At 64.2% G+C, this 14,178-nt stretch carries 11 protein-coding genes and 1 tRNA gene; 7 read left to right on the top strand and 5 right to left on the bottom strand.

Translation table 11 applies throughout. The features are described from left to right. Nucleotides 1-12: 12 nt before the first annotated feature. Genes rapZ through LPW39_RS01405 form a run of 3 tightly spaced genes read right to left on the bottom strand, consistent with a single transcriptional unit; the run spans nt 13 to nt 3,453 of the window. Complete coding sequence (gene rapZ / locus LPW39_RS01395) at nt 13-906, bottom strand: RNase adapter RapZ (RefSeq protein WP_230770670.1); 894 nt, start codon at nt 904-906, stop codon at nt 13-15. Beyond that, nucleotides 896-2,554 carry a DNA repair protein RecN gene (gene recN, locus LPW39_RS01400; protein ID WP_230770672.1) on the bottom strand — a complete coding sequence of 553 codons (1,659 nt, stop codon included), beginning with the start codon at nt 2,552-2,554 and terminating at the stop codon, nt 896-898. Before recN ends, rapZ begins: the two co-directional genes overlap by 11 nt. After that, nucleotides 2,551-3,453, bottom strand: coding sequence for an NAD kinase (locus LPW39_RS01405; RefSeq protein WP_021025025.1), 903 nt, complete (start codon nt 3,451-3,453; stop codon nt 2,551-2,553). The genes recN and LPW39_RS01405 overlap by 4 nt, the downstream gene beginning before the upstream one ends. Before the next feature lie 304 nt (nt 3,454-3,757). On the opposite strand from LPW39_RS01405, the gene hrcA reads away from it, so the two are divergent. The 5 genes from hrcA to ygiD all read left to right on the top strand — a co-directional run bounded on the left by hrcA (nt 3,758) and on the right by ygiD (nt 9,114). Beyond that, on the top strand, nt 3,758-4,759 hold the full coding sequence (gene hrcA, locus LPW39_RS01410; RefSeq protein ID WP_230770674.1) for a heat-inducible transcriptional repressor HrcA: 1,002 nt from the start codon (nt 3,758-3,760) through the stop codon (nt 4,757-4,759). Between the two features lie 52 nt (nt 4,760-4,811). After that, nucleotides 4,812-4,888, top strand: a tRNA-Ile gene (locus LPW39_RS01415). A gap of 357 nt (nt 4,889-5,245) precedes the next feature. Next, on the top strand, nt 5,246-5,728 hold the full coding sequence (locus tag LPW39_RS01420) for a GreA/GreB family elongation factor (protein WP_230770786.1): 483 nt from the start codon (nt 5,246-5,248) through the stop codon (nt 5,726-5,728). A 1,315-nt stretch (nt 5,729-7,043) separates the two neighbouring features. Then, on the top strand, nt 7,044-8,087 hold the full coding sequence (locus LPW39_RS01425; RefSeq protein WP_230770676.1) for an NAD(P)-dependent alcohol dehydrogenase: 1,044 nt from the start codon (nt 7,044-7,046) through the stop codon (nt 8,085-8,087). A gap of 163 nt (nt 8,088-8,250) precedes the next feature. After that, on the top strand, nt 8,251-9,114 hold the full coding sequence (ygiD, locus tag LPW39_RS01430) for a 4,5-DOPA-extradiol-dioxygenase (protein WP_230770678.1): 864 nt from the start codon (nt 8,251-8,253) through the stop codon (nt 9,112-9,114). Here ygiD and pdxR read toward each other — a convergent pair whose 3' ends face one another. Beyond that, complete coding sequence (pdxR, locus tag LPW39_RS01435; RefSeq protein ID WP_230770680.1) at nt 9,115-10,593, bottom strand: MocR-like pyridoxine biosynthesis transcription factor PdxR; 1,479 nt, start codon at nt 10,591-10,593, stop codon at nt 9,115-9,117. Nucleotides 10,594-10,718: 125 nt separating this feature from the next. Between pdxR and LPW39_RS01440 the strand changes: the two genes are divergently transcribed. Then, nucleotides 10,719-11,612 (top strand): dihydrodipicolinate synthase family protein, encoded by an 894-nt coding sequence (locus tag LPW39_RS01440; protein ID WP_230770682.1) that lies wholly within the window; start codon nt 10,719-10,721, stop codon nt 11,610-11,612. Between the two features lie 13 nt (nt 11,613-11,625). Here the strand turns inward: LPW39_RS01440 and LPW39_RS01445 are convergent, their stop codons facing one another. Then, complete coding sequence (locus LPW39_RS01445; RefSeq protein ID WP_230770684.1) at nt 11,626-12,594, bottom strand: LysR family transcriptional regulator; 969 nt, start codon at nt 12,592-12,594, stop codon at nt 11,626-11,628. 273 nt (nt 12,595-12,867) lie between these two features. On the opposite strand from LPW39_RS01445, the gene LPW39_RS01450 reads away from it, so the two are divergent. Further along, entirely contained in the window at nt 12,868-14,166 is a 1,299-nt protein-coding gene (locus LPW39_RS01450; protein ID WP_230770686.1) for an MFS transporter, read from the top strand. The last annotated feature ends 12 nt before the right edge of the window (nt 14,167-14,178 follow it).

The following is a 14,178-nucleotide window of genomic DNA, read 5'->3' on the forward strand; positions in this document are numbered from 1 at the left end:
GCAGCGCGTGCATCAGCCTTTTTTGGCGCTCAGCTCGCGGTGGCGCTGCAAGGTCGTCCAGCGGCCTTGAAAGTGCTGGGCCAGCGCGTTGACCAGATAGACCGAGCGGTGCTGGCCGCCGGTGCAGCCCACTGATACGGTGGCGTAGCTGCGGTGGTTTTTCACCAGCTCAGGCAGCCAGTTGTCCAGAAAGCGGATGATGTCGTTTTGCATCTGCAGCACCTTGGGCTGCTGTGCCAGGAAGTTGGCGACCGGTGCTTCCAATCCCGTGTGGGGGCGCAACTCTGGCTCGTAATAAGGGTTGGGCAGCATGCGCACATCGAACATGTAATCGCTGTCGATCGGGATGCCGTGCTTGAAGCCAAAGGACTGGAACAACAAGGTCAGGCTCGATTGAGGCGCCTGGATCCAGTCCTTGATCTGCGCTTGCAGCTGCGATCCGCGCATATTGCTGGTGTCGATCACATGGGCCTGCTCGCGCAGATCGGACAGCAGCGCACGTTCCTCTTCGATCATCTGCACCAGTGCACGCGGGCCTTCTTGCAGCTTTTCGTTGGTCAGTGGGTGGCGCCTGCGGGTTTCAGAAAAGCGGCGCATCAGCGTGTCGCGCTGTGCATCCATGTAGATCAGCCGAACCTGGGCACCGGCATCGCGCAGTCGGTCTAACTGCCCGGGCACCAGGTAGAGTCCCTTGGCGCTGCGCGCATCGATGGCGATGGCAACGCGGCTGCCATGCTGCCAGTGCTCCAGCGCGACCAGGGCCTGCAGCAGCTCGGGCGGAAAGTTGTCCACACAGTAGTAGCCCACGTCTTCCAGTGCATGCAACGCCACGGACTTGCCCGAGCCGGCCATGCCGGTGATGACCACCACTTCCAGGGGCTGCGAGGCAGATGTCTTATCGGTCATTCATTCCTCCGGCAATCATCTCTTGGGCATGGGCCCGGCTGGTGGCCGAGAGGTTCTCGCCGCCCAGCATGCGGGCAATTTCGTTGACCCGCTCATCAGCGGCCACGGTACGGATATGGCTGGTGGTGCCTCCCTTGCTGCGCTGCTTGGCCACCAGCAGATGATGGTCGCCACGCGCTGCTACCTGGGCCAGGTGGGTGACCGCCAGCACTTGGCGGTCGCGCCCCAGTGCCCGCATCACGCGGCCCACCGCATCGGCCACGGCGCCGCCGATGCCCGAGTCGATCTCGTCAAAGATCAGCGTGGGGGCCTGGCCGAGCTGGCTGGTCGAGATCGCAATCGCCAGCGAGATGCGCGAAAGCTCGCCGCCCGAGGCCACCTTGGCAATCGGTTTTGCGTCGGTGCCGGGGTGGCCGGCCACCAGCAGTTCCACATCGTCAATGCCATCGCTGCGTGGCTCGCGCGCCGGGCTGACCTGGGCCACAAAACGGCCACCGGCCATGCCCAGGTCCTGCATCGCCGCGGTGATGGCCTTGGACAGGCGCTTGGCCGCTTGCTGGCGCGCTTGGCTCAGCGTGGCGGCCACCTTTTGGTAGGCCTCCTGTGCCTGCTGGGCATTCTTGCTGAGCTGCACCATGTCGGAGGAGGCTTCCAGCGCCAGCAGCTCGGCATGCCAGCCCTGCAGCAGCGCGGGCAGGTCTTCCGGCGCACGCTTGTAGCGGCGCGCCAGCGATATCCAGCTGCCCAGGCGCTGGTCCAGCTGTTCAAGCTTGTCCGGATCCAGCTCGGCATGGCGCAGGTAGCCGTTGAGCGAGCGCATCACATCTTCGAGTTGGGCCAGGCAGGATTCCAGCGAATCGGCCATCGCCGAAAAACCGGGCTCCACATGGGCCTGGGCCTGCAGCAGATGCAGGCTGCGGTTGACCTGGGTGAGCGCGCCGCCGTCTTCGCCTTCGAGGCTGGCCATCGCGTTGTTGGCTGCATCCATCAGGGCCTGGGCGTTGGACAGGCGCCCGTGCTGGGTGTTGAGCTCCTCCCATTCCTGCGGGCCGGGCGCGAGCTTGTCGATTTCGGCAATCTGCCAGAGCAGGCGTTCGCGCTCGCGCTGGTGGGTTTCCTCCATGCTGCGGGCTTGCTGCAAGGCTTTGTCGGCACTGCGCCACAGCGCATAGGCGCGCTGGGTGGGGGTGCTGTCAGTGCCGGCATAGGCATCGAGCAGCTGGCGCACCGATTCGGGCTGGGTCAGCCCTTGCCAGGCGTGCTGGCCATGGATGTCGACCAGGGCGCCGGCAATGCTGCGCAGCTGCGTTGCGGTAGCCGGCACGCCATTGATCCAGAATTTGCTCTTGCCCTGCGCATCGATCACACGGCGCAGCAGCAGGGTTTCCTCACCCGGCATGTCGTTGTCGCTGAGAAAGCCTTCGAGGGTGGCGGGCGTATCGAACTCGGCCATCAGCTCGGCGCGGCTGGCGCCCTGGCGCACAAAACCGGTGTCGGCGCGGTGGCCCAGCACCAGTTGCAAGGCATCGATCAGGATCGATTTACCGGCGCCGGTCTCGCCGGTCAGCGCCGTGAAGCCGGTTTGGAAGTCCACCTCTAGCTGCTCGACGATGACGAAATCACGCAATCCAATGCGTCTGAGGCTCATGGCGTGATGCCCCCTTCGTTCCAGCCCAGCTTTTTGCGCAGGGTGGCGTAGTAGTTCCAGCCCCGGGGGTGCAGAAAGCGTGCCTTGTGCGGCGCGCTGCGCACCAGGATCTTGTCGCCGCGCAGGATGGAGGCGAGCGACTGCATGTCGAAATTGGCGGCCACATCGCGCCCGCCAATCACTTCAATCGAAATCTCTTGCGTGTCTGGAATCACGCTGGGCCGGTTGGACAGCATGTGCGGCGCAATCGGCGCCATCACCCAGCAGGGCACCGTGGGGTGCACGATGGGGCCCCCAACCGACAGCGCATAGGCGGTCGAGCCGGTGGGGGTGGCAATGATCAATCCGTCCGCGCGCTGGTTGGCCACCAGCTGGCCATCGACCTCGACCCGCAACTCGACCATGCCCGAGGTACCACCCCGGTTCACCACCACATCGTTGAAGGCCAGGGCCTCGAAGACGCATTGGCCTTCGCGCATCACGCGGGCATGGATCATCGAGCGCACTTCTTCCTCGTACTCACCCGCCAGAATCGCCGACAGCGGGCCCATGAAGGTCTGCAGCGGCACGTCGGTCACAAAGCCCAGGCGGCCCTGGTTGATACCGACCAGAGGCGTGTTGTACTGGGCCAACTCGCGCCCCACACCCAGCATGGTGCCGTCGCCTCCCAGCACAATGACCAGGTCGCAGCGCTCACCGATCTGCTGCATGCTGAGGGTGGGATAGTGCTCCATACCAGTGAAGGCGGCCGTCTCTTGCTCCAGAAATGCAGTGCCGCCCTGGGCCTCGATATAGCATGCGATCTGGCTGAAAGCCGCATAGGACTGCTGGCGCACCTCGGCAGTGGGTGGCGCATGGTGTTTGCCGATCAGGGCAATGTGTTGAAAGCGAGACTGCATACGCAAATTACATCACCAAAGTGATGGAATCTATTTGAATTTCTTGAGCAGCCCCAGATGGCGGTTGCCGCCTGCCCTGCGAAGGCATGTCGAGCCGCTGGCCGGGGCTGGGCCGGAAGCTGCTCTGGCGCGTGCATGCAGGCGCACCGGGACAGCCACCGCGCCATTGTTGCATGGGCATAGAAATCCACAGCGGCGCAGCACCATCCGGCGGCGGTATCTGACAAGGCATCGGCCTCCCGCATTACCCTTGATCCATGCCAGGCGCACCATCAGACCCCAAGGACACGGATAAAATGCGCCCATGCTTGATGACCGCGCCCGGCTGCTGCTCAAAACCTTGGTGGAACGCTATATAGCGGATGGCCATCCGGTGGGCTCCCGCGCGCTCACGCAGGCGCCGGGGCTCGATTTTTCGCCAGCCACCATCCGCAATGTGATGGCCGACCTCGAAGGTCTGGGTCTGATTGCCAGCCCCTATACCTCCGCCGGCCGCATCCCCACCGCCAAGGGCTACCGCCTGTTTGTCGACACCATGCTGACGGTGGACCCGGACCAGGTCGTGTCAGCCGAGATTGCGCCGGAGCAGCCGCAAAAGGTCATCTCCAGTGCGGCAGGCGTGCTGTCGGAGCTGTCGCAGTTTGTCGGAGTGGTGCAGGCACCGCGCAAAAGCTCATCGTTCCGCCATATCGAGTTCTTGCGCCTGTCGGAAAAGCGCATCTTGCTGATCCTGGTCTCGCCCGAGGGCGATGTGCAGAACCGTGTGATCTTCACCGAGTCCGACTATTCCCAAAGCCAACTGATCGAGACGGCCAACTACCTCAACGCCCACTACGCCGGCCTGGCGATGGAGCAGGTGCGCCAGCTGCTGCGCAAGGAAGTGGACAGCCTGCGCGACGAGATTGCCGCGCTGATGCTGGCCGCCGTAAATGTGGATGAAGACGCCGAAGAAGCCCCGCATGAGCTGGTGATTGCCGGCGAGCGCAATCTGCTGGCCGTCAGCGATTTCAGCAACGACATGACCAACCTGCGCCGGGCCTTTGACCTGTTCGAGCAAAAGACCCAGATACTGCACCTGCTGGAGAACTCCAACCGCGCCGAAGGCGTGCAAATCTACATCGGTGGCGAGAGCCAGCTGCTGTCCGTCGAGGAGCTGTCCGTCGTCAGCACCCCCTACCAGGTCAATGGCAAAGTGGTCGGCACCTTGGGCGTCATCGGCCCCAAACGCATGCCCTACGAGAAGATGATCCAGATCGTTGGAATCACCTCAAAGCTCGTCTCCAACGCACTGAGCCATCCGAAATAAACGCTAGAATGCAAAGCTTCACTCGCCGGGCATCCCGGCAAGTGGTGGTGCCGGGGCGTTAGCTCAGTTGGTTAGAGCAGAGGACTCATAATCCTTTGGTCGCGGGTTCAAGTCCCTCACGCCCTACCAGATTCATTGGCTGCACAGCTATCATTTTTGATGCTGTGCGGCTTTTTTATTGGCGCTATTGGGCATTGCTGTGTGCGGTCCTGCTAGCAAAGCTGGCGCCGATTGCCTGGTTGAACCCAGATTCAGCCCTGGATCTCACGCATTGCCGGGACGTCAGGAATGCATCTCTTGCAGCACCTGGAGACAGGCTGGCGTTACCTGGGCCTTCAGGTCGTGTCGTTTATCAATGCGTTGCGTGGCTGATCGATTGCCAGCCTCAAGCTCAGGCCCTGGTGCTGTGCATGTCACTGAAACGCAAGCTGGCGGGGCCCATTCCTCATCAGTCTCCCCAACCTTTCAAAAGGCCGATTTCTCATGGTGGATAAATCCTGGTTGCAGCAGCAGGTGCTGGAGCGGCTTGCTGCGGACCTGTTGCAGGTCGAGCAGGCGGTGAGTGCTGCGCATGAAGCGGCGACGCATGAGGAAAACATTGCCGAAAACAAGTACGACACCTTGGGCCTGGAAGCAGCCTATCTGGCGACGGGCCAGGCACGTCGCGCCGAGGCCATTCGCCAGGCGTTGGTCCATTGGCGGCTTTTTTGCCCGCAGCCCTACAGCGCCAGCAGGGGCATACAGCTGGGCGCGCTGGCCTGCTTGCTGGATGCGGACGAGAAACAGCAGCAGATCTTTCTCGGCCCTGAAGGGGGAAATATGAAGCTGGTCATCGAGGCGGAAACCATCCAGGTCATCAGCAGCCAAGCGCCCTTGGGCAAGGCGTTGCTGGGCAAGGCTGAGGGGGATGAGGTGACGCTGGAGGTGGCGCAGGCCAGGCAGCAGCTGGAAGTGCTGTGGGTGATCTAGGGGCGTCTTGCGGCCCTTGCTGCGCAGCTCTAGCACGGCCATGTCCCCAGCCAGCAAGGCTGAGAGCAGCATTGCTGCCCAGGCGCCCAGTGCGGGGACTGGCTCGGGCGTGCTGGGGTTGGCGGTCGGGGCTGCTGTCAGGGCCAAGCTTTGCTGCTCTTGGGTTGCGGCGAAATAAGCACCAATGCCTGCCTGGTTGGAATAGGCCACGCTAAGTCAATTGGTGTTAGCTGGTGCTGGGACGAACAACCAGTGATGCAGGCGTGACGTCCGACGCCGGTGTATGGGCGGACACCAACTATGCGTTGAACATGTTCCTTCCAATGGATGAGGCGTGGCACCGGGCCAGGCGCTCTTCGCGCTCACTAGAAGTCTCGGCGCCAGTGTGGTGTGTAGATGGCATCACCAAACAAGATACGGCTGCTTCTGCTGACCGCTCCTGCCAGCCGTGTAACAAGTTATGCGTGGGATTATGCAGCCCATTTGACAGGGCTTGCCAATAACAGCGATGCGCTTTTGGATGAGCGAGAGAGAAATTTGACGCCAGAGGAGTTGAGGGATGGGCGCAGGCTCGGGGAAGGTTTTTATTTGGCCTGCTGCCGCTATAAATAATGATGGCCTTGCCATCAAGGCTTGCACGAACGCATCAGGTCAAGCAATGGCGGGGGAGCCGTATGGTCTGCGTCTCAAGATGAATGAGGATGTATCGGCGCATGCAGCCTGGTCACATGCGGCCTGTTCAACCCTCAAGCGAGCTGCGGTTCTGCGCATGGAGTGACCCGACGGTCCCTGCGCCGCGAAAGGCTCTGCGAGACAGACAATCTGAGAGGGTGCCGTGCTACATGCATGCTTGCCGTCGGTGCACAGACTGAGCCATCCGCAGCGGTGGGCCGTTGGCTGATAGCGCCAAGAAAGGACTAAGTTCCGACGTGGAAAAAAATGCCTGGCTACATGGAGAACCGCTGGCTAGCAAAAACGACCACTGGAGTGAAAACCCAGTAGGTCGCCCCACGATGAAACAAGGAACTGCGGCAATCGCTGAACCTTGGGGTCGATCATATTCGCAAATGAGAACTATTCTCAAATAACCATGTGGAAAAAAGGGCGATGGCTTTCTTTGGGGTGGATCAAGCTGTTCGGATGCGGTGGCCAGCACCTGTTCAGATCTGCATACCAGCGGCGTAAGATGAACGCGCCGCGATGCCGGCGCCGTTGCCGATGCTCCTGCGCAGCGGCTGGCCACGTGCATCTGCCAGCGGATGCTGCCCAGCCTGCGCCCTGCGGTGATCTCCACGAACGGAATAGGACCTTCAACATGACTGTCAAAGCCTATGGCGCCCACGCGGGTGACCAACCTCTTGAAGCCCTGAACATCGAGCGCCGCACGCCAGGCGCCCAGGATGTGCAGATCCGCATTGCCTACTGCGGTGTCTGCCATTCCGACATCCACCAGGTGCGATCCGAATGGGCCGGCACGCTCTACCCCTGTGTGCCGGGGCATGAGATTGTCGGCGAGGTGGCGGCCGTGGGCGCTGACGTCACCGAGTTCAAGCCGGGCGATCTGGTCGGGGTTGGCTGCATCGTCGACAGTTGCCAGCACTGCGTGGATTGCGGCATGGGGCTGGAGAACTACTGCAACCACATGGTCGGTACCTACAACGGGCCTACCGCCGATGCGCCGGGCCATACCCTGGGCGGCTATTCGCAAAGCATTGTGGTGCACCAGCGCTATGTGCTGCGGGTCAGCCATCCACCCGAACAGCTGGCCGCCGTGGCGCCGCTGCTGTGCGCCGGCATCACCACCTATTCGCCACTGCGCCACTGGCGCGTGGGGCCGGGCCACAAGGTGGGCGTGGTGGGCATTGGCGGCCTGGGCCATATGGGCATCAAGCTGGCGCACGCGATGGGCGCGCATGTGGTGGCCTTCACCACGTCCGAATCCAAGCGCGATGCGGCCAAGGCGCTGGGCGCCGCCGAAGTGGTGGTCTCGCGCAATGCCGATGAGATGGCCGCCCATGCGCAAAGCCTGGACTTCATCCTGAACACTGTCGCGGCTCCGCATGACCTGGACCCGTTCTTCAACTTGCTCAAGCGCGATGGCACGATGACCCTGGTGGGCGCGCCTTCGACCCCGCACCCATCGCCTGGTGTGTTTGGTCTGATCATGAAGCGGCGTAGCCTGGCCGGTTCATTGATCGGTGGTATCCCCGAGACGCAGGAGATGCTCGACTTCTGCGCCGAGCATGGGATTGTGGCGGACATCGAGCTGATCAAGGCCGAGGACATCAACGGCGCCTATGAGCGCATGCTGCGCGGCGATGTGGCCTACCGCTTTGTGATCGACAACGCCAGTATCTGATCCGTTGACAGCCTGACGATCCAAGTCCATGCAGTGCATGCCTATTGGCAAGCACTGCATTTTTCTTGTGGGTTGCGGCGGAACTTGTGCCCCGGGGCCGCCTCAGACAGCGGCCCTTTGTTTTTTGGTATTCGCCGCTATGTTGTCACGTCGCTCCCTGGTTATGTCTGGCAGTCTGTCTGCGGTGATGGCTGCGCTGCTGCCGATGGGCGAAGCGCTGGCCCGCAGCCAACAGCAGCCGCGCAACATGCCGGTGCTGTTCATCGGCCATGGCAGCCCGATGAATGCCATCAGCGCCAATCCCTTTACCCAGCACCTGCAAAGCTGGGGCAGCAGCCTGCCCAGGCCCAGCGCCATCCTGGTGGTGTCAGCCCACTGGCTTACGCGCGGCAGCACGGGGGTGACGGTGAACGACAAGCCCGCCACGATCCACGATTTCTCGGGCTTTCCGGCCGAGCTGCATGCGATGCAGTACCCGGCAGCCGGCCACCCGGCGCTTGCGGCCAAGGCGGCCGCGCTGGTGCGCAGCGGCCAGGCGCAGCTGACGGACCAATGGGGGCTGGACCACGGCACCTGGACGGTTCTGCACCACCTCTATCCCCAAGCTGACGTGCCGGTGTTCCAGGTCTCGATCGACTACAACCAGCCCGGCCCTTACCACTATGCGGTGGGCAGGGAGCTGGCTGCCTTGCGTGCGCAGGGCGTGCTGATCATCGGCAGCGGCAATATCGTGCACAACCTGCGGGCGACGGTGCGCGGCGCGCCCGAAGGGTTGATGGCCGCCCGCGACTGGGCCCAGCAGTTTGACGAAGCGGCCAAGCAGGCCTTGCTGGCGGGCAACCAGGAAGCGCTGGTGGCCTACCAGCAGCTGCATGCCTCGGCCAGGATGGCCGTGCCCACGCCCGACCACTACTGGCCCTTGCTCTACGCCTTGGGCGCCGCCCATGGCAGTGGCCCGGCGCGCCAGGTGTTCGAGGGCTTTCAGTCGGGCACCATCAGCATGCGCTGCCTGCAGTGGGATGCCTGATCAGCGCAGGCTTTGCAGCGCCTCGGCCAGGCGCTGCACGCCCCGCTCAATCTCGGGCAGATCCAGCAGCGCATAGCCCATCACCACGCCGGCTTGGGCGTGCCCGGCAGGCTGCCGGTACAGCGGGCTGATCGGGTAGACGCGCACGCCGCGCTGCGCTGCCGCTTGCACCAGCTGCGCCTCCTGGCTGGCGGCCAGACCAGGGAACCATACCGACAGATGCAGGCCGCTGGCGGCACCCTGGATGCGCACCTGGGTGCCCAGATGCCGCCCCAGCGCCTGCAGCAAGGCCTGCTGGCGCGCATGTTGTTTGCGCCGCATGCGCCGCACATGGCGGGCATAGCTGCCGTCGTCGATCAGCTGGGCCAGCGCGCGCTGGGGGCCGGTGGCGGTATGGCGGTCGGTCAGCAGCTTGGCCTGGGCAAACAGGCTGGCCAGCGCCGGGGGCAGCACCATATAGCCCAGGCGCAGCTGCGGCGACAAGGTTTTGGAGAAGGTGCCCACGTGGATCACGCAGTCCGCGCTGTCCAGTGACAGGAGGCTGGGCTCGGGCCGCACGCCGTAGCGGTAGTCGCTGTCGTAGTCATCCTCGATCACCCAGCAGCGCTGCGCATGGGCCCAGTCGAGCAGCGCATGCCTGCGGGCCATCGGCAGGTAGCCGCCCAGCGGAAACTGGTGGCCCGGCGTCACATAGGCCAGCTTGGCGGGCGCCTGCGCGGTCAGCGCGGCCAGTTGCGCGGTCTGCAGGCCATCGTCATCCACATCGGCGCAGAGCAACTGCGCGCCATAGGCCTCAAACACCTGGTGCGCCATGCGGTAGCCGGGGTTCTCCACGACCACCGGGTCGCCCGGGTTGAGCAGCAGCCGGGCGCAGAGATCCAGCGCATGCTGCGAGCCGTTGACGACCAGGATCTGCTCGGTCGTGCAGGCCAGGCCGCGCGTCTGGTGCAGGTGCTGCTGCAGCGCCTGGCGCAGTTCGGGCGCACCCAGCGGCGATGCGTACTCCAGCCGCTGGCTGCGCTGGCCTTCGGCCCGGCGCAAGGCCTTGAGCCAGGGCAGGGTGGGGAAGTCGCGGCCCGCCAGCGGCCCGTAGACAAAGTCGATCACCCCGGCTGGATCGGGCGCAGCCGGGCGCAGCGGCATGGCCTGCAGCCGCTGGGCAAAGGCGGACAGGCGGCCGCTATCGGGCTGCGTGCGCTGGGGCTCGGAGGCCTCGGCACCCCGGCCCTGGGCGCGGATGCGGTCAGCAGCCCCTGCGGCCACACGCGTGGCCGCCCCGGGCCGGGTGTCGACAAAGCCGTCCGAGGCCAGTTGCTCATAGACCAGGCTCACGGTGCCGCGCGACAGTCCCCGCTCAGCGGCCAGCGCCCGGGTCGAGGGCAGGGCGGTGCCGGCCGCGTAGCTGCCATCGCCAATGCGCGCGCGGATGTCGCGGTACAGGCTGCGGCTGCTGGATGGTTTGGGCAGTGGGGCTGGCATCGTGGGCAACTGGACCAGTGATTTTGTTGAAAACTGGCTATTTTTAACCAGAAGCCGGAGCCGCACAATCCGGGCTTGGCCGCGACCCAGCCCGGGTGCGGCAGCTGTTCTGACAGGGACCCAGAATGTTCAAAGGTTTGAGTGCGTTTCCGCTGACCCCCATGGATGAGCACGGCATCGATATGCCGGCATTTGCGCAGCTGGTGCAGCGCCTGGTGGCGGCTGGTGTGGATTCCATCGGTGCGCTGGGTTCCACCGGCAGCTATGCCTATCTCTCGCGTGCCGAGCGGGCCCAGGTGGCGGCGCTGGCGGTGGAGCAGGCCCAGGGCGTGCCGGTGGTCGTGGGCATTGGCGCGCTGCGCACACGTGATGTGCTGGCCTTGGCTGAAGACGCGCAAAAGGCCGGTGCCAGCGGCCTGTTGCTGGCCCCCGTCTCGTACCAAAAACTGTCCGACGACGAGGTCTATGGCCTCTTCCAGGCGGTGTCGCGTGCGGTGTCGGTGCCCATCGTCGTGTACGACAATCCCGGCACCACGCGCTTTGAATTCAGCGATGCGCTGCATGGCCGCATTGCGCAGCTGCCCCATATCGCCTCGATCAAGATCCCCGGCGTGCCGGCCGATGCGGCCGAGGCCCAAGCGCGCGTGCAGCGCCTGCGCGCTGTCGTGCCCGCCCATGTCAGCATCGGCGTCAGTGGCGACGCCTTGGGCGCCAAGGGCCTGGTGGCGGGTTGCGATGCCTGGTATTCGGTCATCGGTGGCCTCTGGCCCCAGACCACCTTGGCCATCACCCGCGCTGCGCTGGCAGGCCATGCGGAGCAGGCGCTGGAACTGTCCAACCGTCTTGCGCCGCTGTGGTCCTGGTTCCAGCAAAAGGGCGGCAGTCTGCGCTCGGCCGCGACTGCGGCCGAGCTGATGGGCCTGGCCCGCTCGCCCTGCCTGCCGCTGCCCTTGCACACCCTGCAGGGGGCAGACCGCGAGGCCCTGGCCGCGATGCTCAAAACGCTGGATCTGGCCTGATCCCGCTAAGGCCTCAAACCACCATGCGCCTGGCCTGCTCGCGCAGCAGATCCATAAAGTTCTGCTGCTCCTGAGAGGCCTCCTGGTCCTTGCGCGTCAGCATGCCAAACGGGGCCATCGGCACATCGATCTGCACCGGCAAGGTCTTCACCAGGCCCATGCGCAAATAGTCCTTCAAGGCCGAGTCGGACAGCAGCATGACGGCATCGGTCAGCTGCACCAGTTGCTGCATCGAATAGACGGAGCTGCACTCGGTGACGTCGGCAGGCACCGGCAGCTCCAGCTGCTGCAGCAGCTGGTCCAGCGCGATGCGCGCGGGGGTGCTGGCGGGCTGCAGTATCCAGGGCCAGTCGCGCACCAATTCTTCCCAGCTCAGCTTGCGGCGCCGCGCCAGCACATGGCCGCTGCGCACCACCACCAGCAGGCGCTCATTGCCCAGCGCCTCGAAGTCATAGGCTTCGCTGTCGCCGGCAATGCGGCGGCGCGCAATGGCCAGGTCAATGCGGCGCTGGTCCAGCAGGCGCAGCACCTGGTCGCTGGTGTCGCCCATGATGCGCAGGCGCAGCTGCGGGTTCTGCGCCTTCATCTCGGCCACGGCCGTCATCACCAGGTCGGGCGCCGCGCCCATGATGGTGCCAATCGCCAGGTAGCCATAACCGCCCTGGCGGCGCACCGCCAGGTCTTCGGCGCAGCGGTCCAGGCTGTTGAGCGAGGCCTCGGCAAAGCGCACCAGCTGCAAGCCCAGCGCGGTAGGGCGCATGCCGCGTGGCAGGCGCTCAAACAGCTGGCAGCCAAACATGTCTTCGATCTCGCGCAGCATGCGCGTGGCAGCGGGTTGCGACATCGACAGGCTGATCGATGCGCGGTGCAGATTCAGGCTCGACCCCAGCGCCACCAACATGTGCAGATGCTTGTAGCGCAGGCGGTTGAGCAGGCTGCGTTGCAGCGGTGGCGTGGCCGATAAAGCGGGTTTTGCAGACATAAATAAAAGGTATCGGATATGACTGAAATTTGATTTGTTAGGCATCAATCATGCGCGTACATTCAGCTCCACACAAGAACGAATATCCCTTCCAGGAGACAAACATGAACGCCTTCGCGCACACTTTTTTCAGACCCCCCGCCTCACGACGGCGCTAGCGCAAGCCGCGCCCCACCGGCGCAGCAACCGCTACGCCAGCTTCTCCTTTCTCGCTCCTGCAGCGCCTGCTCTTTAGCAGGCGTGCGGGCCGCGCATTGTCTTTAAGGATTTGTCGTGAAAAAACTCCCCGCTCCCTTGCTCGCCAAGATCTCCTGGCGCCTGCTGCCCTTCCTGCTGCTGATGTACATCATGGCCTTTCTGGACCGGGCCAATGTGGGCTTTGCCAAGGTGGCTTTCCAGGCCGATACCGGCATCAGCGATGCCGCCTTTGCGTTTGGCGCCGGCGTGTTCTTTGTCGGTTATGCGCTGCTGGAGGTGCCCAGCAATCTGATCATGCACCGCATCGGCGCACGCATCTGGATGTGCCGCATCATGGTCACCTGGGGCCTCGTGTCTGCGGCGATGATGTTTGCCCATAACGAGACCACCTTCTATGTGCTGCGCTTCCTGCTGGGCGTGGCCGAAGCGGGCTTTTTCCCCGGCGTCATCCTGTACCTCACCTACTGGTTCCCCGCTGCGCACCGGGCGCAGGCCATGGGTTTTTTCTACTTCGGCGCGCCGCTGGCCTTCATCTTTGGCAGCCCCTTGTCGGGCCTGCTGCTGGAGCTCGATGGCATGGGTGGCTGGCACGGATGGCAGTGGATGTTTGCGGTCGAAGGGCTGATGGCTGTGGCCGTTGGTATCTGGGCCTATTTCTACCTGACCAACCGCCCGGCCGATGCCCAGTGGCTGACCGCCGACGAGCGCCGCCAGGTGCAGGAGATCATCGACAGCGAAGAGCGTGCCAAGGGCGGCCACCAGCACAGCCTGCTCGCTGCCATGTGCCAGCCACGCGTGCTCTATCTGGCGCTGGTCTATCTGCTGATCCAGGCCAGCGTCTACGGCGTGGTGTTCTACCTGCCCAGCCAGGTGGCAGGTCTGTTGGGCACCAAGGTGGGTCTGATGGTCGGTTTGGTATCAGCCATTCCCTGGCTGTGCGCGCTGCTGGCGGCCTGGTGGGTACCCGGCTTTGCCCAGCGCAGCCAAAAGCCCCGCAGCGTGGCCAGCATGACCTTGCTCGTTGCCGCCATCGGCATGGCCGCATCGGTGAGCTTTTCCAGCCCGCTGCTGGGCGTCGCAGCCCTGTGCTTTGCGGCGGCTGGTTTCATCGCGGTGCAGCCGGTGTTCTGGACCTTTCCTGCCAACACGCTGGCCGGCGCTGCTGCAGCAGGTGGCATTGCGCTGATCAATTCGCTGGGCGCTGTCGGCGGCTTTGTTGCCCCCATCGTCAAGAACTGGGCCGAAGGCCATTTCCACTCACCCGCCGCAGGCCTGTACCTGCTGGCAGGCACAACGGTACTGGCAGCGCTGCTGGTGCTGGGCATCCGCGCCCGCATGGCGCCCGCTGCGCTGCAGCCCCAGGCCGCTGCCTAAATTGCATAAGGA

The sequence above is a fragment of the Comamonas koreensis genome, from assembly GCF_021026195.1.
GTDB classification, from domain to species: domain Bacteria; phylum Pseudomonadota; class Gammaproteobacteria; order Burkholderiales; family Burkholderiaceae_C; genus Comamonas; species Comamonas koreensis.

What these genes read in the sequence shown, in the direction of transcription:
- recN (WP_230770672.1), bottom strand. Translation starts at nt 2,554, where the DNA reads ATGAGCCTCAGACGCATTGGATTGCGTGATTTCGTCATCGTCGAGCAG.
- pdxR (WP_230770680.1), bottom strand. Translation starts at nt 10,593, where the DNA reads ATGCCAGCCCCACTGCCCAAACCATCCAGCAGCCGCAGCCTGTACCGC.
- rapZ (WP_230770670.1), bottom strand. Translation starts at nt 906, where the DNA reads ATGACCGATAAGACATCTGCCTCGCAGCCCCTGGAAGTGGTGGTCATC.
- LPW39_RS01445 (WP_230770684.1), bottom strand. Translation starts at nt 12,594, where the DNA reads ATGTCTGCAAAACCCGCTTTATCGGCCACGCCACCGCTGCAACGCAGC.
- LPW39_RS01440 (WP_230770682.1), top strand. Translation starts at nt 10,719, where the DNA reads ATGTTCAAAGGTTTGAGTGCGTTTCCGCTGACCCCCATGGATGAGCAC.
- LPW39_RS01425 (WP_230770676.1), top strand. Translation starts at nt 7,044, where the DNA reads ATGACTGTCAAAGCCTATGGCGCCCACGCGGGTGACCAACCTCTTGAA.
- LPW39_RS01405 (WP_021025025.1), bottom strand. Translation starts at nt 3,453, where the DNA reads ATGCAGTCTCGCTTTCAACACATTGCCCTGATCGGCAAACACCATGCG.
- ygiD (WP_230770678.1), top strand. Translation starts at nt 8,251, where the DNA reads ATGTCTGGCAGTCTGTCTGCGGTGATGGCTGCGCTGCTGCCGATGGGC.
- hrcA (WP_230770674.1), top strand. Translation starts at nt 3,758, where the DNA reads ATGCTTGATGACCGCGCCCGGCTGCTGCTCAAAACCTTGGTGGAACGC.